Annotated in this window: 19 protein-coding genes; 11 read left to right on the top strand and 8 right to left on the bottom strand. The window is 61.7% G+C overall.

What is annotated here, in order from left to right; all coding sequences use genetic code 11:
• Positions 1 to 8: 8 nt before the first annotated feature.
• From trbG to KT882_RS18605, 8 genes are all read left to right on the top strand, one after another.
• Positions 9 to 905 carry a P-type conjugative transfer protein TrbG gene (gene trbG, locus KT882_RS18575; RefSeq protein WP_228892987.1) on the top strand — a complete coding sequence of 299 codons (897 nt, stop codon included), beginning with the start codon at positions 9 to 11 and terminating at the stop codon, positions 903 to 905.
• A gap of 2 nt (positions 906 to 907) precedes the next feature.
• Positions 908 to 1,399, top strand: a complete 492-nt coding sequence (locus KT882_RS18580; RefSeq protein ID WP_228892988.1) for a conjugal transfer protein TrbH — start codon at positions 908 to 910, stop codon at positions 1,397 to 1,399.
• Between the two features lie 5 nt (positions 1,400 to 1,404).
• Entirely contained in the window at positions 1,405 to 2,802 is a 1,398-nt protein-coding gene (locus tag KT882_RS18585; RefSeq protein ID WP_228892989.1) for a TrbI/VirB10 family protein, read from the top strand.
• 23 nt (positions 2,803 to 2,825) lie between these two features.
• Entirely contained in the window at positions 2,826 to 3,590 is a 765-nt protein-coding gene (gene trbJ, locus KT882_RS18590; RefSeq protein WP_228892990.1) for a P-type conjugative transfer protein TrbJ, read from the top strand.
• A 60-nt stretch (positions 3,591 to 3,650) separates the two neighbouring features.
• Complete coding sequence (trbK, locus tag KT882_RS30915) at positions 3,651 to 3,827, top strand: entry exclusion lipoprotein TrbK (protein WP_407682052.1); 177 nt, start codon at positions 3,651 to 3,653, stop codon at positions 3,825 to 3,827.
• A 15-nt stretch (positions 3,828 to 3,842) separates the two neighbouring features.
• Positions 3,843 to 5,399: a P-type conjugative transfer protein TrbL gene (gene trbL, locus KT882_RS18595; RefSeq protein ID WP_228892991.1), complete on the top strand. Its 1,557-nt coding sequence runs from the start codon at positions 3,843 to 3,845 to the stop codon at positions 5,397 to 5,399.
• Positions 5,400 to 5,420: 21 nt separating this feature from the next.
• Positions 5,421 to 5,981: a transglycosylase SLT domain-containing protein gene (locus tag KT882_RS18600; protein ID WP_228892992.1), complete on the top strand. Its 561-nt coding sequence runs from the start codon at positions 5,421 to 5,423 to the stop codon at positions 5,979 to 5,981.
• Positions 5,982 to 6,545: 564 nt separating this feature from the next.
• Positions 6,546 to 6,890, top strand: a complete 345-nt coding sequence (locus KT882_RS18605) for a hypothetical protein (protein WP_228892993.1) — start codon at positions 6,546 to 6,548, stop codon at positions 6,888 to 6,890.
• Here the strand turns inward: KT882_RS18605 and KT882_RS18610 are convergent.
• The 8 genes from KT882_RS18610 to traJ form a co-directional block, all read right to left on the bottom strand.
• Positions 6,875 to 7,777: a hypothetical protein gene (locus KT882_RS18610; protein WP_228892994.1), complete on the bottom strand. Its 903-nt coding sequence runs from the start codon at positions 7,775 to 7,777 to the stop codon at positions 6,875 to 6,877. The two genes, KT882_RS18605 and KT882_RS18610, sit on opposite strands and share 16 nt — an antisense overlap.
• 9 nt (positions 7,778 to 7,786) lie before the next feature.
• Positions 7,787 to 8,143, bottom strand: a complete 357-nt coding sequence (locus KT882_RS18615) for a hypothetical protein (RefSeq protein WP_228892995.1) — start codon at positions 8,141 to 8,143, stop codon at positions 7,787 to 7,789.
• Between the two features lie 114 nt (positions 8,144 to 8,257).
• The gene (locus KT882_RS18620) at positions 8,258 to 12,109 is read right to left on the bottom strand and encodes a zincin-like metallopeptidase domain-containing protein (protein ID WP_321170266.1); all 3,852 of its coding nucleotides are present in this window, start codon (positions 12,107 to 12,109) and stop codon (positions 8,258 to 8,260) included.
• Between the two features lie 5 nt (positions 12,110 to 12,114).
• Entirely contained in the window at positions 12,115 to 12,339 is a 225-nt protein-coding gene (locus KT882_RS18625) for a hypothetical protein (protein ID WP_228892996.1), read from the bottom strand.
• A gap of 3 nt (positions 12,340 to 12,342) precedes the next feature.
• A complete protein-coding gene (gene traF, locus KT882_RS18630; RefSeq protein WP_228892997.1) occupies positions 12,343 to 12,903 on the bottom strand; it encodes a conjugative transfer signal peptidase TraF in 561 nt (186 codons plus the stop codon).
• Positions 12,900 to 14,801, bottom strand: coding sequence for a type IV secretory system conjugative DNA transfer family protein (locus KT882_RS18635; protein ID WP_228892998.1), 1,902 nt, complete (start codon positions 14,799 to 14,801; stop codon positions 12,900 to 12,902). The genes traF and KT882_RS18635 overlap by 4 nt, the downstream gene beginning before the upstream one ends.
• Positions 14,798 to 17,203: a TraI/MobA(P) family conjugative relaxase gene (gene traI, locus KT882_RS18640; protein WP_228892999.1), complete on the bottom strand. Its 2,406-nt coding sequence runs from the start codon at positions 17,201 to 17,203 to the stop codon at positions 14,798 to 14,800. Before traI ends, KT882_RS18635 begins: the two co-directional genes overlap by 4 nt.
• A gap of 25 nt (positions 17,204 to 17,228) precedes the next feature.
• Positions 17,229 to 17,609: a conjugal transfer transcriptional regulator TraJ gene (gene traJ / locus KT882_RS18645; protein ID WP_228893000.1), complete on the bottom strand. Its 381-nt coding sequence runs from the start codon at positions 17,607 to 17,609 to the stop codon at positions 17,229 to 17,231.
• Between the two features lie 383 nt (positions 17,610 to 17,992).
• Between traJ and KT882_RS18650 the strand changes: the two genes are divergently transcribed.
• The 3 genes from KT882_RS18650 to KT882_RS18660 are packed head-to-tail and all read left to right on the top strand — an operon-like array spanning position 17,993 to position 19,508.
• Complete coding sequence (locus tag KT882_RS18650; protein ID WP_228893001.1) at positions 17,993 to 18,349, top strand: TraK family protein; 357 nt, start codon at positions 17,993 to 17,995, stop codon at positions 18,347 to 18,349.
• Entirely contained in the window at positions 18,349 to 19,074 is a 726-nt protein-coding gene (locus tag KT882_RS18655) for a nucleotide-binding protein (protein WP_228893002.1), read from the top strand. The genes KT882_RS18650 and KT882_RS18655 overlap by 1 nt, the downstream gene beginning before the upstream one ends.
• Complete coding sequence (locus KT882_RS18660; protein ID WP_228893003.1) at positions 19,074 to 19,508, top strand: conjugal transfer protein TraM; 435 nt, start codon at positions 19,074 to 19,076, stop codon at positions 19,506 to 19,508. The genes KT882_RS18655 and KT882_RS18660 overlap by 1 nt, the downstream gene beginning before the upstream one ends.
• Positions 19,509 to 19,563 lie beyond the last annotated feature (55 nt).

Raw genomic sequence — 19,563 nt, forward strand, 5'->3', positions numbered from 1 at the left:
GATTGAACATGAAAAACCGAATCGCTGTGTCCCTGGCCTTGCTTGCATGCGCAATGGCGGCTGCAGCGCAGCCGGCGGAAAAGAAGCTCGCCGATCTGTACTTCTCTGGCAAGAACCTGACGCTGACGCAGCAGGAGCGCGACGCGCTGGCGGTGTCGCAGCAGTGGCGCAATGCCAGTCCCTCCGGCATGCAGCCGGTGGTCGGCACCGATGGAACCATCCGCTATCTGTTCGGTGCGCAGCAGCCCAGCATCGTATGCGCCGTGCTGCAAGTCTGCGACGTGGAGTTGCAAGCTGGGGAATTGGTGAACTCAATTCACCTTGGCGACACTGTCCGCTGGGTTGTGGAACCGGCCATCACCGGCAGCAGCGCAACAGAGGTGCAGCACCTGATCATCAAGCCGATGGACATCGGCCTCGAAACTTCGCTGATCGTCACCACGAACCGCCGGACTTACCACTTCCGGCTGCGCTCACACCGCACTGAATTTATGTCCCGTGTCGCCTTCACCTACACCGAAGACGCGCTCGCCAAGTGGAATACCATCAAAACCCGCGAAGTCAAGGAAAAGCAGGAACGCACAATTCCGCAAACAGGCGAGTACCTGGGCGACCTGAACTTCAGCTATGAAGTCGCGGGAAATGCGGCGTGGAAGCCCATCAGGGTCTACAACAACGGGACGAAGACCATTATCCAGATGCCCGCCGCCATGGCACAGACGGAGGCGCCAACGCTGCTGGTCGTGCGCGAGGACGGCGGCTGGTTCACCGATGCCGAGATGGTGATGGTGAACTACCGTGTCCAAGGGGATCGCTATATCGTGGACACCGTGTTCGACAAGGCGTTGCTGGTGGCAGGCGTCGGCAGCAACCAGGACCGCATCACGATCACGCGGGAGAAATGATTATGCGCGCCATTCTCTCCCTGATCGGCATCCTGTCCTGCCTCACGGGCTGCGGCACCACAATCACCAGCACGAGCGGTGGCTACGGCAACTTCATCCCAAGCGCGCCGGCTGCGCATGAGAAGCAACTGGCCGACGATGCGGCGCGTCAGCTACAGCTGCTGTACCCACCAGCCAGCACCAGATTGGACCTCAGGCAGTCGGCACCGGATGGATTTGGCAAGCAACTGGTGGAAACGCTACGAAGCCAGGGATACGCCGTGCAGGAAGTACCACCAGCAGTTGGATCTACTGCCGCCGACAGCCATGCAGCACCTGCGGCCTCAACCCCGGACGCAGGTTCCAGCGTTTCGTTCAACTATGTGCTGGACTCCATCACGTCGCCGAAGCTATACCGAGTTACGCTGGTCCTGGGCAGCCAGACCATGACCCGCGCCTACGTACCGCAAAGCGAAGCTGTCCACCCGGCCGGTGCGTGGGTGCGCAAGGAGTAGCCGTCATGAGCCAGTCCTTAGACATGTCCCCGGACGCCTCCCCCGGCACGCCTACCGGCAAGAGCGGCGTGCGCAGGGTGAACAATCTGCCGATCTACATCCTCTGCGGCTTGATGGCCGCGTTCCTGGCGATCATGGCGCTGGTGGCCGCTGATCGCGCGGAGAAGCAGCGTCGGCCGCCCGAAGTCAAAGACACCAACACCACCAGCACCAACATGTTCGCCACCGAACTGGCCGGTCAGCAAAAGGACGGCATCATCCCTGCCGCGAAAGCAGCACCGCTGGTAGCGCCGGACGTTCCTATCGACTCCCCTGCAATCACCGTAGTGCGTCCCGACACGCTCGAAGCGCCGCCGGTCCCACCTTCAACGGCCACGCCATCGGCGCCGCAGCAGGATCAGGATCCGCGTGTGCGGATAGCCATGGAGAAGATGCACATGCTTGAAGAAGCGATCAAGGCGCGCACCAACGTACAGGCGGCCGCGCCGCGCAGTTCAGGGTCGGCGCCCGCTGGATTGCAAAAGGTCGATGCTCCGCTTTCGAGAGAGGAAGCCATCACGCGCATCGCCGCCGCGCAGCAACAGATCGACATGCAGAATACGGACGATCCGACTGCCGTGTTCCAGGCGCGCCTGCAGCAGCTCCAGCAAGCTGGCGTGATGGGGGCCGCGACTGCCTCTGCTGGCGGGCCAGAACAGGCCCAGGCGGCGCAGGGCCCGCAGCCGGCAGCATCCCACGGCAAGAGCTACGGACAGTTCGACGGCAGCGCGCAGCAGGACCGCTGGCGCCTCGACTCGCAGGTTCAAGCGCCCCGCTCTCCGTATGAGCTGCGCGCCGGATTCGTTCTCCCCGCCATCCTCATCTCCGGTATCAACTCCGATTTGCCGGGGCAGGTCATTGGCCAGGTCAGTCAGGACGTGTTCGACACCGCCACTGGCAAATGGACATTAATCCCCCAAGGCTCGCGTCTTGTGGGCCAGTATTCCAGCGACATAGCTTACGGCCAAGCGAGGGTCTTGATCGCGTGGCAGCGCATTATTTTCCCGGACGGTAAAGCGCTCGACATTGGCGCCATGCCTGGAGCCGACAGCGCGGGGTACGCCGGATTCCACGACAAGGTCAACAACCACTATTTCCGGCTATTCGGCTCGGCGCTGCTGATGTCCGGCGTCACGGCGGGGATCGCGCTTAGCCAGCCCGAGTCGCTTTACGGAAACCGCCAAACCGCGCGCAGCGCAATGAGCGAGGCGCTGGGCCAGCAGTTGGGCCACGTCACCGCGCAGATGATCGCCCGGAACATGGGGATCTCGCCGACGCTGGAAATCAGGCCCGGCTACCGGTTCAACGTGGTCGTCACCAAGGATTTGACCTTCTCGAAGCCCTACAGGGCCTTCGACTATTAGATTTCTTGAAAGAGGCATGCATCATGAAGAATTTCAACACCAGGGTACTTGTGCCCGCACTCGCGCTTGTTGTAGCACTCGTTCCCGGCCCGTCCGCCGGCGGCGGCCTGCCGGTCATTGACGGCGCGAACCTGTCACAAAACATGGTGACAGCACTGGAGAATGTGGCTCATACATTGAAGCAGATCCAGCAATACAAAACCCAATTGGAGCAGTACCAGAATATGCTGCGCAATACCCTGGCGCCGCCGATGTACATTTGGGACATGGCCACCAGGACCATGAACGACCTCCGTACAGCCATTGACACTCTGCAGTACTACAAAAGCCGACTAGGCAGCATCAACGCCTACCTCGGCAAATTCAAGAATACAGCCGGCTACCGCAGTTCCCCATGCTTCACTTCGCGTGGATGCTCTGACCACGACTGGGCAGCTCTGGGGCAATCTCAAGACCTAGCCTCGGAAGCTCAGAAAAAAGCGAATGACGCTCTTCTGATGGCGCTCGACAAACAACAGGAGGCGATGGAACTGGACGCGCGCCAGTTGCAGCGGCTGCAATCGGGCGCGCAGGGCGCAGGCGGCCAGATGCAGGCGCTGGGCTTCGCCAACCAACTCGCGAGCCAGCAGGCCAACCAGCTGCTCCAAATCCGAGCCCTACTCATCGCACAACAGAATATCATCGCCACCCGGTACCAAGCGCTTGCTGACCGCGAAGCGCTCCAGTCGGCGGCATCGGTGAAATTTCGGAAGGGTACTTTCGAACCCAGTCCGGTTCGCGCCTGGTGAGGAACTGCCATGAAAGCAAATTCGCTCTGCACAGTGCTAGCTTCATTGTTCTGCATGCTAATGGTCCTGCTGGGATGTTCGAACGAAGCAGGTAGTGAAAACGTCCCTGAAGCCACAGCAGAAAACTGCAAAGAAGAGAACATAAAGAAAATAGCTGACAAGGCAACCCGAGAGGCCCTTGGTTCCAGGTGCTTCCGGCGAGGAACATTCGAGCCAAGCGCGGCCAAATCTTGGTAGCAAGAGGTGAGCGAAATGAGCCGGTTTCAAAAAGAAAACCTGTGGATGCTTGGCATATTCCTGTTGTTGACGCTTTACGTCGGAGAGGCACGCGCTGAAATCACAAGTAAGGGCGTAATGGACGATATCCTCCTTCGCTACTATAGCGTAGCGGCGACATGGGAGGCGGCCATTTCCAGATACGCCAGCTGGCTATTCTGGACGTTGGCCCTGATCAGCATGGTCTGGACGTTCGGACTAATGGCTTTAAGGCAAGCCGACATTACTGAGTTCTTTGTAGAGTTCATCCGCTTCACAATTTTCACCGGATTCTTTTGGTGGCTGCTCACAAACGGGCCGCGTATGGCGATAGCCATTATGGATTCAATGCGGCAAATAGGCGGCGCGGCTGCGGGGACTGGCAGCACCATGTCTCCATCCGGGATTGTGGACGTCGGATTCCACCTATTCATCAACATTTCCGATAAATCGTCGATATGGCACCCTGTCGACTTCGCAGTTGCGATCATTATTGGCGCAGTCATCTTGGTTGTGTTAGCACTAATCAGTGTGAACATGATGCTGCTCCTGATAAGCAGTTGGATACTGGCATACGCCGGAATCTTCTTCCTGGGCTTTGGCGGAGCACGCTGGACTTCCGACATGGCGCTGAACTACTTCCGCACTGTTTTGAGCACCGGCGCTCAGTTGCTAACAATGGTACTGCTAGTCGGCATAGGCAAGTCGTTCCTTGACGCGTACCACTTGAATATGTCTGGACTGGAGCTTCGCGAACTTGGAGTTATTCTCGTCATATCAGTCGTGCTACTGGTCCTGGTGAATAAGCTTCCCGGATTGGTTGGCGGTCTTGCGATGGGCGGCGGAACCGGGGCACTCGGAAACGGATTCGGTGCCGGTTCCGTCATGGCCGGAGCAGCTATGACGGCCGCAGCTGTATCGACTGCTGGAAGCGCATTGATGGGCGCGGCGGCCAACGTAGGCGGGGGTGTACAAGCGCTTATGGCGGCCATTTCAAAAAGCAGCGCGTTGGAGGAGTCATCCGGCGGCAGCTCAAGAGATTTTCTCTCAGGCCAGTCGGGTGCAGGCACTGCTGGAGTAGCAACCGGCGAGAGCTCATTTGCACAAGCGATGGGAAATGACGCCCCGGCTTCTTCCGGTTCCAGCTTTTCAGACGCAGCAAACCAAGGACGCTCGCAGGCAAGCAGTTCGGACTCACGCAAAACGACAGCCGGGAGCACGAGTAAAGGCGGTACTGCGTCGTCATCTGGCCATAAAAGTGCTACCGGCAGCTCAGGCGCAAAAGCAGCAAGGATTGCTGCAGGGACTGTCGATAGTTTGGTAAGGGGCATGGCTAAAATGGCCAAGGATTCAATGAGTGAACGTATCTCCTACACTTACGGCGGCAGGCTCGCGAACACCATTCGCGCAAGCATCGACGGGGACAAAGCTGACGGCGGTGGGAACTCTCTCTCGGCTGGCAAGCAAGGCGACTTCGATCCGAAAGCGGAAGTTGCCGCGTTCCGCGACCGTGACAAGAAAGATGGCGACGACTCTGAACCGCCAAAAAAGTAGGCACCAAACCAAGGCGAAGCCATGCCCCCCGCCGACTTTCCAGCACAGCTTCACGACAGCGTGTCCTGCAGCATTGCGGCGGCCGCCCGCTACGGCATTCCCGCCAATATCATGCTGGCGGTCGCCGAAAGCGAGGCAGGCTCGCCGGGGCTGTGGGTTAAAAACCGCAACGGCACAAGCGATGTAGGCTCCATGCAGTTCAACACCGCCTATCTGGCCACGCTTGGCAAATACGGAATCACGCCGCAGGCGGTGGCCGCGCCCGGCTGCTATGCCTACGAGTTGGCGGCATGGCGCTTGCGACAGCACATACAAAAAGATCAAGGCGACTTGTGGACCAAAGCTGCGAACTATCATTCGCGCACGCCCATCCATAATGTCCGCTACCGCCAGGCCCTGATAACGAAGTCCGCACGCTGGGCTGAATGGCTGGAGCGCTGCACGGCAGGCTCCTGCGGATACGTGCCCACGCAACGGCTGACTTCATTCGCGACACCAGGCCATTCAGCGCAACAGCCGCAACAAACCGTGGCTCGGCCCGGCTACGTGCCTCGCGCTATCGTCGCTATCCCTGCACGCTGACGTCATGACAGGCATACTCAAAATCCATTCGCGTGCCGCTGAGGCGGGCCGCCTCGGACACAGCTGGATAGAGTATTGTCCCATTGATGGCAAGCCGGTCACATTCGGAACATGGGGCAACAATCCCACCGGCCAAGGCAACGGCCTGCTGGAGAACGCAGAGGCTGAGTTCCAACCACATGCCACACGTAGCCGCATCGTCGACCTTGAACAAGAGCGACGGCTGTTCGAATTCATTCAGGATTACAGAGGGCGAGGCGAGCAAGCATGGACACTGCTGAGGCCATGCTCCACCTTCGCAGCCGAGGCATGGGAATACGTTACCGGCGAAACCTTGGCACATCAGACCGCGCTAGTTAGCAATCCTGGGCGGCTCGTGCGGTCAATTGCCGAGGCAAACATCCTGGATAGGCCTGCCAGATCCGCGCCCAAAAGGACGCCGGAGACGAAGCCGAAAAACCGACCCACCGGGGCATCCAACAAGTCAAGCAAACCGGACTCTCCGCGAAAACGGCATCCGCGCCGCCACTAGAGAACTATACTAAAAGCGAAAGGAGAATCGTCATGAGCCATATTCGTTTTGCCGAATCCGCCGATGTTCACTTCCACAATATCGCCGAAGTGAACTTGAACGGAACGCGTCTCTTGTGGATCAAGGGCCTGATCATGCATAGCTCGGTTGTCGCCGATCACATTGACCTGCATCATGAAAAGCATGCCGTACACATACTCGTATCAATGGCGCTGGCAGTCCGTCCGGGCAAGAGTGGACTCTTTGAACTCTACATCCCGATCCCCGACCAGATCAGCCAAGTGACCTTCGGGAAGGAGCGGGCTGTATTGTGGGCCTCCGAACAGAACAATCAGGCTCATCCTGTAAGGCAGTTCGCCAATCAGAATTTCGGATAGCTGATCTCGTCCACAATGCAGCAGATCAGCCGGTGGTCGAGCACGCGAAACAGGGCAGCATCGGCCCCGTCCTGATCGCCAAGGAAGAACACGAAGGCCTTCTTCTGCTTCTGGCCAGCCTCGAACGCCTGCTTGGCTTCCTCGCGGGCCGCTTCGATCTCCTTGCGCACAGCGGTCTTCCTGGCGTCGCTCCAGCCAGCCCATTCGATGCGCACCCGGTGCCCGACGAGCAACTTTCCGCCTTCGCGCTGACCGGCATCCAATCCGATTTCCATGTAGGCGTCGCCCTCAACCGGTTTCGCCCAGCGCAGCGCCGCGTAAAAGACCCTTGGCTCGGGATAGCGCAGCATGTCATCCCACTTCAGCTTCTTGAACGCGGCATAGTACTTGTCGGCTTCAACGCCAGGCAAGCTCAGTCCCAGGTCGCGATCGTAAGGGAAATTGATGAAGGTCCGGCATATCTGGCGAATGGTCCCGGCCGTGCGATTGCGCGGCATGCCCGGCGCGCTGTGCGAAGGCGGTACCGGCGCATCGCGCCGTCCTTCGCGCGAGGCATCGGTTGCCCTGTCCGCTATTTCGCGACGATCATTCAGCACCAGCCTGGAAGGATATGGGACCGGAAATCCATCGTGCGAGGTTGTTACCCGCTGCTGGCGGCCACGCTGAACCAGACGCTGCTCGCCATCCACATCGCATCCGGGACGGTGCGCACCGGCGCTTCCCACGGTGAAGTACGGCCGAACCAGATTCGTTGGCCTGTAGGATGCCGGGAGCACCTTTACGCCGCAGCCCCGGCACGCGTAACTCTCCCTGTCCACCTGGTCGAGCAGCCAGAGCTGCTCGGCCTCGACAACCTCGCCTGTGACGCTGTCCAGCGCTGACTCCATGCTCCCCCCTCAAGACAGCTTTCCGCTGTGGTGCAAGTACAGATAGGCCAGACCCACGGGCGCAATGAAGATCGCGAGGAACCAGCACATCAGCATCGTCATGAATTTGAAGCCGATAAGCAAGAGCGCAGGCAGGATAAACAAGTTCTTCCCGACAATGAAATCGACTACTCCCTCGTAAGCGAACCGCGAGTACGGATAGAGGAAGGTAGTTGCAAACGCCCACAGCCAGCCGCTGAATGGCGTTGAACCGCCTTTCACCGTCGCAAGCAAGTAGATGCCCAAGAAGATGCAGCCGAAGAACAGCTGGCGGCCGTAGTAGCTGGGGGTTAGGCCCCCGAAGGTTTTCTGGATAACGGGATGCATGACATTTCTCCTCTCAGTGAGTACTACACCAGCGCAACCCACGTGTCGTCGTTAGCTTGGCCGACGCACGCGTGGGCACAGATTTTCCGCCCCCTACGTCACCGGCCGACCGGCCTACCCCATCTTGATCGCGTGACGCTGCCCCAGCTCCTGTCGCTGCTCATGGGCGAGGCGTTCCGCCGCTGCCTGGTGCTTCTCGATGGCATCGGCGACGACCGGCCGGACCTGCCGGTCCACGCCATCCATTCCTAGCTTGCTTTTATGGGCAAGGTCGTTGAAGTCGGTGTAGCCCTTGGGGTCCTGCCCCACTTCCCCAGGCGCGAAAATCGGCAGCACCACGCGGCCATTGGTGATGCGCGCCGCTTCCTGCGCCTTCTTCTTGCCCGGATTGATGCCTTGCGTGGCCTCAAGGTGCTGGTCGTTGTCCCCGGCGATCACGATGGGCTTGTCGGGGAACTTCTTGTGCAGCGCCATGGCCACGTCCGGCAAATTGCCTGAGTCGAAGGCCGCAACCGTGGCGTGGCCAAGCGAGCGCGCCAGGCTGCTGGCAGTGGCGTAGCCCTCGGCGATCACCAGCGCCGGCGCCTTGGCCAGAGCTACCAGCCCGCCGACCGCGTGGAAGCATCCGGCTTTGCGGCTGTCCTTGGCAAACCTTTTGGTGCCGTCCTCCTGTATGTATTGGGTCGTCCACTGCTTGCCGTCGGCGTCCGTGGCGGGTATATACGTCGTCTTCCCATCCTTGTCCGTGAGCGCGCCGGGCATGGGATCGAGTCCCTTTGCCTGCATGTAGGGCGTCGGCTTTGCGATGGGCGTCAGCTCCGCCATCTGCCGTGACACCCGGTCGGCAGCCTGCTCGTGCTGGCGCGCCTGCTCCTCGCCGCGCTCCTGCAGCTTGGTAGCGGCCTGCGCGTGCAGCATCGCCTTCTGTTCGGGATCGAGGGCGTAGCCCTTCGACTTCCAATTCATCTCCACCCCGGTCTTGTTATTCTTAATGTAGCCAGCGGGATGCCCGTCGAGGTGGCCGACGTAAAAACCGGCGCCGCTGTTTTCGCTGTGTTTTTCTCCTGCGACGCTGATCCGGTGTTTCTGCCCATCCATGATCGGATGCTCGCCGGCCACCACGCAGCCCACGGCCCGCAACGCGTCTGCGAACTCGTCGCGCGGCGTCATGGCGGGATTCTGCTGGACGGCGTGGTTGTCGACCTTCCAGCGAGCCAGCGCTCCCGCATCCGCGTCCGGTACCGCATACCAGGACTTGGCCGTTTTGTCCCATTCCGCGCCGGCCGCCTTTGCAGCCATGCGCTCGCCGTAGGGCACAGCGAGGTAGATGCGGCTCGCTACGGCGTCATCGGCTTGCGCCGAAGTCTCGGACGTTCGGCCGATATGCTGCGCACCATCGGCCTCCCTGACGCCTTGACGGGCAAATTTTTCAAAGAGCGCCGGGTCCACGCCGGACGGCACATACCACGCCTGCTCGCGGCGGTCCCACTTTGCGCCGAGTGCCTTAACCTCGTCCTTGCCCTGATAGGCCACATCAAGATAGGTCAGCGCTCCAGCTTGCGTCTGCGGGCTTTGCGCCACCGTGTCCGGCAGCGCCGCCCGGGCCCGCTCCTGTTCCGCTATGCGGCGCAGCAAGTCGGCATCGTTCTGGGTGGCGTTGAATTCGGCGTCCTTGCGGGCTTCGCGCGCGGCGGAAATATCTTCCGCCGTACTCTGTGGATCTCGCCGCACGGCCTCCTCTCGGATGCGGGCCAGCTTCGCCGCCTTCTCGAACGCGTTTTCCTCCGAGTGCGCGTCGATCAGTTCCAAGCGGCTGGCAAGCCGGTTGGCATCCTGCTGCGATGGCGCATCGGTGAGCCATTGTTCCCTGCCATCCGCACGCGCGGCAAAGATGCTCCAGGATGTAGCCTCCGCTTCTGACGCGCTGTGGCCATCCATGCCGGCTGCCTCCAGGCTCTCCTGCACCCGGACACGCCCATTCCAGTCGAGCGGCAGCTCAAACCCGAATTCGCGCATCGCGGCGGCATCGAGGGGACCAACATTGCCGCTGTCGCCAAGGCGTGCGCGCACCACTGCGGCTTCCCCCTCAGTCAACTGCGTCGCCTCGCTGTCATTTGCCGCAGGCCGGCGCGCAGCCTCCTCCGCAGGCGTCTGGCGCATGGTTCCGGCTTTCATATTCACCTCCGTCTGGCTTTGTTCACCCATCACGACACCTTCCACCTCGGCTAGTATCGATTCCGAAGGACGTCGCACTCCTGCAGTGGCCGCAGCCAACGTCTGCGCGACGTAGGCGGGAACTATCCCCTCCAGCATGCCGGACACTCGAGGCATAAGGCCCTGAACCTTTTGCTCGTCGCCTAGCAGCTTGCGTAGCTCGGGCGGCGCCTCCCGAGCGTGCTCCTCCACCTTCTCGGGGAACAAGTTGTGGTTCGCCGCGATGAAGTCCGCCAGCATCTGGGCCTCTTCACTTTCGAGGCCGGGGGCAGCAGGCAGCGCGGCGCGCGAACGGTTGGCACGTTCCGCCCGCTCGTGGGCGTCTCCGCGTCCAAGGGTCGACGAGATGATGGCCTGCGTCTCGTCGATATAGGCCTGGTTCAGGTTATGCAGCAGCTGGTCGACCTGCTTGTCGAGCGCCTTCATCCTCACATCGTCGGCAAGCAGCGCTTTCAATGCCGGAGGTGCCGCTTCGGTGTTGGCCGCAACCTTTTCCGGCAGCAGATTCATGTTGGCTGCGATGAAATCGGCAACCATCTGCGCGTCGTCCAGGTCGGAATCCGGCACCGCCGGGTAGGCCGCGCGCACGGACTGTGCCGTCACCGATGCAAGCCCTGCGTCGTCCCTTCCCAGCGTGGAGGCGATCACCGCCTTGGTTTCCTCGATATAGGAACGATTGATGCCCTGCAGGAGCGCGTTGACGCGCGCGTCCAATGCCTTCATTTTTACCTCGTCGGCCAGGATGGCCTTCAGCTGTGGATCGGCGTCCAGCGTGTTCCGGACTACCTTGCCAGGCAACAGGCTCTGGTTCGCAGCGACGAATTCGGCCACCTTTTGTGCCTCGGCCTGTTCCTGCATCTGCTTCTGTTCGAGTCCGATCACGTAGTCCTGGATCTTCTCGGCGTCGGCGGCCGCGCGGAATATCTCCAGCGGGTCGTCCTGTATGGCCTTGATCCACGAACCGACATAGGCAGCATGCTGTTTCGGGTCGTGCCCGATGCCCAGCTCGTCGCCCATGATCATGCTCGCTATCTCGGCGCGCAACTCCTCGCGCGCGTAGCCTTCGCTGCCGAACGGGTGCGCCATGTCCCGGTCGAGCCGCGATTGGTGGCCCGTCCAGTGCCCCAGTTCGTGCAGCGCGGTCGCATAGTACCGGTCAGCGCTGTCGAACTGCTCCTTGTTCGGTAAATGGATCGTGTCGGTGGCCGGACGGTAGAAGGCGCGGTCCTGGTCGCCGTGCCGGATGTTGGCGCCGGTTGCCTGCAGGATGCCTTCGGCGCGCTCGCTGGAGGCCCACGCCTGCTCCTTGCGCGGCTGCTGCGGCGGCAAGCCGTCTATCTGCTCCGCGTTGAACACGGTGGCCATGAACAGCGCGGGGCGCTCCAGCCTCACGGTGTGCTTGACGGCTTTTCCGTCCGCGTCCAGCATCGGTTTGTCGTTCGCGTCGGTCTGCGTCTGCTCCTCGCTGAACTTCCAGTACTGGATCGGCGTGCCCTTCTCACCCTTGCGCACCTGCGCACCGATGGATGCGGCCTGCTTGTAGGTCATCCAGCGCTGGTCCTCGTGGTCTTGGCTCATCAGATGCAGGGCGTTGATGCCCTTGTAGCGGTTACCCGTCACCGGGTTGGTCGGCATCGCAGCGCCCGCCTCGCCGGGCTGCCAGGGTTTCTGCCAAGGCGCCACGCCTTCCTTCAGTTGATCTATCAGCCTTTCCGCCACCGTTTCCACGAATGACTTGTTCAATTGGCTCATGATTTTCACTCCTTCGCTTCGCTCTTTTCCGGCGGTGGCAGATCGATGTCGCTTTCCTCTGCCTCCGCTTCTCCCAATGCCGATTCCTCGAACGCACCCGCCAGCTCGGCCTCGTCGGGCGCGAACTCGGCCCAGAAACCGGGCGTCTGAGCGTCCGCCAGTTTTTCGTTCAGCACCGCCGCCGTCACCGGGTCGGCACTGCCCGCCGCCTTTTTGCCGGATTCGTCCATGCCCTACCTCTCTGGTTTTGATGGTTTTCCCCAAGTGAAAACCGGGGTAACGACGTCCTTCACCTGGCCGCGCTGCACAGGTCCGAAATAGCGCGCGTCGAACGAGCGCGGGTTGCTGTCGCCCATCAGCAGAAGCTGGTGTTCGCTCAGCACATACCTATCCGCCTGAAAGCGCGGCATGGTCCGGCCGCCTGCATCCGCTTGCAGCGGTGCGCTCATGTCCAGCAAGCGGCCGTTGATTCGCACGCCGTCGTTGCCAATCTCCACCTGGTCGTCCGTCACGCCGGCCACCTGCTTCATGATGTAACCGTAGCCACCGGGGCAAAAACCAGCGCCAAGATAGCCCCGGCGCTTCGCCTGATCGAAGACTTCCACCGGCGGCGGGCAGAACATCACATACGCGCCCTTCTCCACCGGTTCGCTCACACGCCAGTACAGGCCGACCGGAATGCTCAACGTCGTGTTGACGCGCGCGCCGAGCAGATACAGGAAGACACTCTGGACCAGCAGCGCCAACGCACAGATGGCGATGCCGATGCCGACTTTTCTTGCCAGCCCTTTCATAATTTGATCCCTCCCGTGTCGTACATGCCGCGCAGTTTGTCGCTCACTTCCGGGGCGGGGACGGCGGCGCGCGCCTTGAAGATGGGGTCCTGGAAGTACAAGGGCTGCTTCCCGTAGATCGCCGGATAGCCCGCCACGTAGATCACCATGTCGCCCGCCTGCTTGATATCGCCGTTGGCGTCCTTGACCGGGCCCGGCATGCGCAGGCATTCGTCCGGCGTCAGCAAGGGACGCTGGGTTTCCTGTATGGTGCGCGATACCTGGCCGAGCAAAGCGCTGGTGCGGCGCCCGCTGGTGGTGATCTGCTCCTTCGCCACGGTGGTCTGGCCGGTGAGCTTGGACAGGTGTTCCGCCGTCTCCACGCGGTTCGGCGGATAGGCGTTCTGGATATGGCAACTGGAGGTGATGCTCTCGTCGTGCCCGTAGCCCGTCTCACGGCTTTTCAGCTGGTTGATGTCCTGGCAGATCAGATAGCACTTGATGCCGTAGCCGGCCAGGAAGCCGAGCGACTCCTGCATGATGTCGAGCCGGCCAAGGCTGGGGAATTCGTCCAGCATGGCCAGCAGGCGGTGCTTGTAGTGCGCCACCGAGCGCCCTTCCTTGAACGTCATCCGGTCGGCCAGTTGGCGCACGATCATGTTGACCATCACTCTGACCAGTGGGCGCAGCCGCGCCTTGTCGTTGGGCTGCGTGACGATATACAGGCTTACCGGGCTGTCGTGGTTCATCAGGTCCTTGATGTGGAATTCGGACTTGCTTACGTTGCGCGCCACGATGGGGTCGCGGTACAGGGCCAGATAGGACTTGGCGGTGGACAGCACCGATCCTGCTTCTTCCTCAGGCCGGTCCAGCATGTCGCGCGCCGCCGAACCGATGGCCGGATGGCTCTTGCCGTCCACGTGCGGATAGGTGATCATCTCCATCCAGAGCTCACCGATGGCCCGGTTGGGATCGGACAGCATCGCGTCCACCGCAGGTAACGTTGCGGGCGTGCCTTCGGCGCGTGCCTTGTACAGCGCGTGCAGGATGACGCCGACGATGAGCGCTTGGCTGGTTTTCTGCCAGTGCGTTTCCAGCCCTTTCCCGTCCGGGTCGACGATCAGCGTGGCGAGGTTCTGCACGTCGCCCACTTCTTGCTCGGTGCCGACGCGGATTTCGTCCAGCGGATTCCAGCACACGCTGCCGCTCGCCGTGGCGGGTTCGAAGCGCAGCACCTTGTTGCGCGCATGCTTCTGGCGCCAGCCCGCAGTCAACGCCCACAACTCTCCCTTCAGGTCAGTGATGACGGCGCTGCGGCTCCAGGACAGCAAGGTGGGAACGACGAGGCCCACGCCTTTGCCGGAACGGGTGGGCGCGTAGGTCAGCACATGTTCAGGGCCGTCGTGGCGCAGGTAGTGCATGCGTCCCTTGCGATCTATCCACGCGCCGACATAGACGCCGCCATGGCTGGGCGGCCGCTTCCCGGTCAGCCGCTGCAGAATGGTCTGCGTTTTCGGCAGCAATCCGGCCGCGCGGATGTCCTTGCCGTTGGCCCAGCGCGCCGAGCCGTGCAAGTACTCGTTGGCCTTGGCGGTGTTCGCCAGCACCATCTTGACCACCACCAGCACTATCAGCCCCACGCCGGCGACGCAGATGCCGACGCTGCCCGCGCGCATGAAGGCGTCCGGGTAGGTGCCGTACCACCTTGCCGCCCACTTGAAAATGTCCCATGGGGCGTAGACCTGGTTGACGTGGTGGCCCAGCACCGGCTGGTACTTGAAGCTGTGCGCGAAAAATTGGGTCGCGCTTTGCAGTCCGGCGGCGAGCACCAGCAGTGCCAGGATCGGTATGGCCAGGTTCGCGTGCTTGGTTGACAGCCGCACCTGCGGCCCGACGGCGTTGTTGAAGCGGTCTTTCATCGGCTCCTCCCTTTTGTCCTGATGACGCCGTTGCCTGCGACCGTCACCGTGTCGCCGCGCGCCAGGCGCTTGAGCCGCCGCGCCGTGGCGTCGTCAATCGGAACGACCACGATCTCGCCCCCGCGTTTGAGCAGGGCGAGCACCTGGTCATCGACGGTCCGCAGCCCTGCGAAAGCGGCCTGGCCTTGAAATCCATCATAGGCAAGGTGTTTCGGTATATCGGAAAAAGTGAGCCTTCTTTGCTCCCGCTCAAACACATACTTCGTGGAGGCTGAAATTGCTGAGATTTCGTGCTGCGAAACAAGTGGCGGCTTGGTGCTGGACACCGGCGCGCGAGCCGCAATCGCGCCGCCCTGGGGATCGCTCCACCGCGCCGCGCGGGAATCGGCGGCGCCACCAGCATCTTGCAGACTGCGCAGGCGATTGCGTCCCGCTGGCGGTGGCTTTCGTCCCGTGCGATGGCGTGCCGCCTTCGCCTGCGGACGCGCGGCGCTAGCCGTTTGCGCTTTGGGGGGGCCGTCATTCTCCGCTAATCGTCCTGTCCCAGAAACAGGCCGTCGCACGCGGTGATTTGCTGCGGGTCCTTGCTGCTCCATGTGACCAGGTACATCACCCGGCAGTAGCACCTCACCTCCACCGTGGATGCGAACCATACCGAGTTGGGACAGCCCTCGCAGACGGTCTTTGGATTCGGGCGGCGGCTTCCTTCCAATGCCGTCAACGTTCGGCTTTCTGCCGTCGGCGCCGCCGCGTGCGGTGTTGACGGCGGGTCCGCCTCCTCCACCTGTCTGAATGCCGCTGTCAGCAGGTCGTCCCTGCCGGGGGTGCTGTCGGTTTTCATCTTTTTCCTCCTTGGTGGTTGCCGCTTGAATGAGTTCGAGCCGACGCGCCTCCAGAGCCGCGTCGTCGAACGTGATGGAGAGCCTTGCGCTGGCGGCCGCGCGCGCGATCCGCTCCCGGAATTCGGCCGTGCCGTTCACGCGCAGGCAAGTGCCATAGCGCTCCGCCGCGAGACGCAACGCCGTCTGCAGACCCGCCTGCTCGAGCCCGCGCGTGACGGCAAGCTTGCTGCCGTCGTCGCGCAACACTGTGGTCCCGGCGCAGATGATGATCGTGCCGTGCTTGGTAACGCCGTCGATGCCGTCCGCGCGCGGCGATTTGTTGCGCCGCCGTCCCGTCAACGTGTTTCCATAAAGTCCGCCCGCCCCCTCGCGCGAGCGCAACGCGGACAGGGCTTCGTCGTTTCCCCGCTTGGCCTCCGAATGAAGCCAGTCCGCCCAGGTCCCGCGCTGGTGTTTCTGGTAGATGCGCTCGCGCTCCTTGAAATACGCCTGATTGATCTGCTTGATTTCCAACAGCAGCGTTCTGCCAACGGCTGCGAACAGGAAGCGCTTGCTGAATCGGTCGCAGGACAGCAGCTTGATTGCCGAGCGTTTGAACTTGGCTTTGTACTTGGCGGCGGCAACCAGGCGGTTCTTGCGCTCGCGTGCTGCCGCCCACTCCTCGGCACGCGTGCTGCCTTGTCGATCCTGTTCTCTCAGTTCCTTGTATCGTTTGTAAAGCTCCGTCGTATCGGCGCCGAAGCGGAATGGCTTGCGTTCATACCGTTTGGCCGGCTCGTCGCCGCCGGCTTCCGCGCCAGGCTGGAACGGACCGAAGCGCTCCTCCAGCCGGGTCTTGGAGAATAGCCTGTCCAGCGAACTGGCCTTGACCGTGGTCCCGTCTTCGGCCGTGATGACCAAGCCGTTGCCGCGCGCGCGCAATCGCAGGCCATTGGCTGACATGGTCTCGTGCAGCGCCGCCCAGCTGGTGGCCACGCGCATCTCGTCCCAGCATTCGTGCCTGATCCAGCCCAGCAGGCTTTCCACGCCCGCGTGCTGCTCCATGTCGTCCGCCTGGTTGTCCGCGCGGTGCTTGCGCGCCGTGTGGTTGTCGCGCTGCAGGCCGAACTCCTGTTCCAGCTTCTGGCAGACCTTGCCCAGCGTGAGGTGGTCGTTGTAGGGGCTGTGTATCGTGTGCCGGGTCGGATGGATCTTGTTGATGGCGATGTGGACGTGCAGGTTGTCGGTATCGTGGTGGACCACGCTGATGCGCTGGTGCTCCGCGTAGCCGAGGGCAGCGCAGACGCGGGCTTCCAGGGCGCGCAGGGTCGCCTCGCCCGGTTGCTCGCCGGCGCGGAAGCTCAGCATCAAATGATAGGTCTTGTCGCCGGTGGCGCGCTGGTTCAGGGACTGGGTGTTGAGGACCTCGATGGTGGCCACGGTCGGGTCCATCGATTGGCAGTTAGTCACGCGCACCTCGCCCACGCGCTCGTTCTTGTTCTGCGGCCCAAGCAGATATTGCATCAGACCTGCGTAGTCGCTCTGTTTCAGCGCGCGCATGGACATGTGCTTGGCGATCATGGCCGCCCCTATTCCGCTTTAGCCGCTAAAGATGCTTGCGCCCGGCAACGGGCAGGACCACTTCGCGCATGATCCGCTGCATCTCCCGCTGCGAGTCTTCGATCTTGGACAGCACGGCAAGTATCGTTGTCTCGCCGAATTTGGCCGTGCGCGGATCGTCGGTGAGCCACAGCTTGAGCAGGCCTCCGAGCCGGCCAAGGTCGCCATTGATGCGCGCCAGCTCCTCCACGCGCTGGTGGTCGAGGATGCCGTGCAGCCGGTAGCCCAGGCCGACGCTGCGCAGATAAGCCGCTACGGGCAGGCCGGCTGTCGTTGCCAGCCGGCGGATCTCCGAAGCCTCCTCCGGCAGGACGGGCACGCGCAGTTGGTGCGACTTCCTTGTTGGCGGTTTGCTGTTCGGGTCCATGGCGTCCACTCCTCTGGTTCGCGCATTTGGCGGCGGCAGCCGCCTGGCCTCGCAGAGCAGGTTCCCGTTGAGCGCCGAAGGCGCGAATAAGGGAAGTGAAGATAGGTAACCGGCCCGCCGGTTAGCTAACTTCACATATCCTGCCCGCGTTCGCGGGGCTATTACGCCACGAAATTGTGCGCCCGGACTTTCGATTTAACCTTTGCGAAATGTCAAATTGAACGCAACTGGAAGGTCCAATATATCGAAAAGCGGGAAGTGGCGTGGCAATCGCGCTTAGTGGCGATTCGGTTGCGTTTAAAGGCACTCGGTGGCGCTCAGTGGCGAAAGAATCGCGCTCCTGTTGCGTTTCGGTGGCGTTCAAATTGCGATAAGAGACCAGCATGGCCAAGAACTATCCTGAGCAACTGGGGGACTGGGTCACACATCGCGCTGCGACCACGCGCGACAAGAATCTGGTCGCGTTCCTGGCCGTGCGCGACGATGTGCGGGCGGCGCTAGAGGCCGGATTCGCCGCAAAGACTGTCTGGTCCAACCTGCACGAATCCAAGCGCATCGCTGTCAGCTACACAGCCTTCCTGCGCTACGTGCGCAAATTCCTCGACCAAGCTGCGGTCACCCCAGGCTCCTCGCAGGACCAATCCACCCCGCCAGACGCGAGTTCCCGCAACATCACCCCGCCTATCAAACCGGCCGGCTTCGTCTTCAATCCAACACCCAAGAAAGAGGAGTTACTGTGATGGCCAAAATCCACATAACACTGCAAGGAAAAGGTGGCGTCGGAAAATCCGTCGTCGCGACGGTATTGGCCCAATACTTGGCCAGCAAAGGGACGATGCCCATATGTATCGACATAGACCCTGTCAACGCCACCTTTCACGGCTACCAGGCGCTGGACGTGCAACGCCTGCAGATCATGGAGGACGACGAGATCAATTCCCGCAAATTCGACGCGCTGATCGAGTTGCTGGCACCGCTCTCCGGCGCGGCCATCATCGACAGCGGCGCCAGTTCCTTCGTGCCGCTGTCGCACTATCTAATCAGCAATCAGGTGCCGGCCCTGTTGGGCGAGATGGGCCACGAACTGGTGGTCCACACCGTCATCACCGGCGGGCAAGCCCTGCTCGACACGGTCAGCGGCTTCGCCCACCTCACCAGCCAGTTTCCAGCGCAGGCCATTTTCGTCGCCTGGCTCAATCCTTACTGGGGGCCGGTCGAACATGAGGGCAAAGGCTTCGAGCACATGAAAGCCTATCTCGCTAACAGGGACCGGGTCTCCGCCATCGCGCGCATTCCGCATCTGAAAGACGAGACCTACGGCCGCGACCTGGGCGACATGCTGCAGTCGCGACTGACCTTCGATGAAGCGCTCGCATCGAGCGCACTCACGATCATGACGCGCCAAAGGCTCAAAATCATCAAGAGCCTGCTGTTCAGCCAACTCGACCATGCGATGGTGATCTGATGTCCGATAAAATCGAAGAACTCATAAAGGAAATCGCTGCTAAGCACGGTATTGCCGTGGCGCGCGACGACCCCATTCTGGTGCTGCAGACCATCAACAACCGGCTGCTACAAGAGAGCGCTGCCGCCCAGCAAGCCCAGCTCGACCAGTTCAAGGAGGATTTGGAAGGCGTCTCGCTACGCTGGAAGGCTGACGCGAAGGACAAAGCTGAGCGTGTGCTCAATGCCGCGCTCGCGGCCAGCAAAAGTGCGATGGACCAAATCCTGCTTGACGGTGCGCGTGCCACCGCGAAGCTGCTCAGCGCCGAACTGGAAAGCGCGCTCGCAACCGTGTCCGGCCAAGCGCGCGAAGCGCGCCGCACCGCCCTGCTCAACTTGGCAGCCTCCTGTCTGACCGTATGTGCCGTCGCCGTCTCGGCCTGGCTGCTGAGCTAGCGAACACCTGTCGACAATACTGACAGTTTGGGTGAAATAGATTTCCGGCGGACCC

The organism is Pseudoduganella aquatica, assembly GCF_020865585.1.
Classification (GTDB): Bacteria; Pseudomonadota; Gammaproteobacteria; order Burkholderiales; family Burkholderiaceae_D; genus Rugamonas; species Rugamonas aquatica_A.

Coding starts and splice junctions, on each gene's coding strand:
- trbG (WP_228892987.1), top strand. CDS start 9: ATGAAAAACCGAATCGCTGTGTCCCTGGCCTTGCTTGCATGCGCAATG.
- KT882_RS18580 (WP_228892988.1), top strand. CDS start 908: ATGCGCGCCATTCTCTCCCTGATCGGCATCCTGTCCTGCCTCACGGGC.
- KT882_RS18585 (WP_228892989.1), top strand. CDS start 1,405: ATGAGCCAGTCCTTAGACATGTCCCCGGACGCCTCCCCCGGCACGCCT.
- trbJ (WP_228892990.1), top strand. CDS start 2,826: ATGAAGAATTTCAACACCAGGGTACTTGTGCCCGCACTCGCGCTTGTT.
- trbK (WP_407682052.1), top strand. CDS start 3,651: ATGGTCCTGCTGGGATGTTCGAACGAAGCAGGTAGTGAAAACGTCCCT.
- trbL (WP_228892991.1), top strand. CDS start 3,843: ATGAGCCGGTTTCAAAAAGAAAACCTGTGGATGCTTGGCATATTCCTG.
- KT882_RS18600 (WP_228892992.1), top strand. CDS start 5,421: ATGCCCCCCGCCGACTTTCCAGCACAGCTTCACGACAGCGTGTCCTGC.
- KT882_RS18605 (WP_228892993.1), top strand. CDS start 6,546: ATGAGCCATATTCGTTTTGCCGAATCCGCCGATGTTCACTTCCACAAT.
- KT882_RS18610 (WP_228892994.1), bottom strand. CDS start 7,777: ATGGAGTCAGCGCTGGACAGCGTCACAGGCGAGGTTGTCGAGGCCGAG.
- KT882_RS18615 (WP_228892995.1), bottom strand. CDS start 8,143: ATGCATCCCGTTATCCAGAAAACCTTCGGGGGCCTAACCCCCAGCTAC.
- KT882_RS18620 (WP_321170266.1), bottom strand. CDS start 12,109: ATGAGCCAATTGAACAAGTCATTCGTGGAAACGGTGGCGGAAAGGCTG.
- KT882_RS18625 (WP_228892996.1), bottom strand. CDS start 12,339: ATGGACGAATCCGGCAAAAAGGCGGCGGGCAGTGCCGACCCGGTGACG.
- traF (WP_228892997.1), bottom strand. CDS start 12,903: ATGAAAGGGCTGGCAAGAAAAGTCGGCATCGGCATCGCCATCTGTGCG.
- KT882_RS18635 (WP_228892998.1), bottom strand. CDS start 14,801: ATGAAAGACCGCTTCAACAACGCCGTCGGGCCGCAGGTGCGGCTGTCA.
- traI (WP_228892999.1), bottom strand. CDS start 17,203: ATGATCGCCAAGCACATGTCCATGCGCGCGCTGAAACAGAGCGACTAC.
- traJ (WP_228893000.1), bottom strand. CDS start 17,609: ATGGACCCGAACAGCAAACCGCCAACAAGGAAGTCGCACCAACTGCGC.
- KT882_RS18650 (WP_228893001.1), top strand. CDS start 17,993: ATGGCCAAGAACTATCCTGAGCAACTGGGGGACTGGGTCACACATCGC.
- KT882_RS18655 (WP_228893002.1), top strand. CDS start 18,349: ATGGCCAAAATCCACATAACACTGCAAGGAAAAGGTGGCGTCGGAAAA.
- KT882_RS18660 (WP_228893003.1), top strand. CDS start 19,074: ATGTCCGATAAAATCGAAGAACTCATAAAGGAAATCGCTGCTAAGCAC.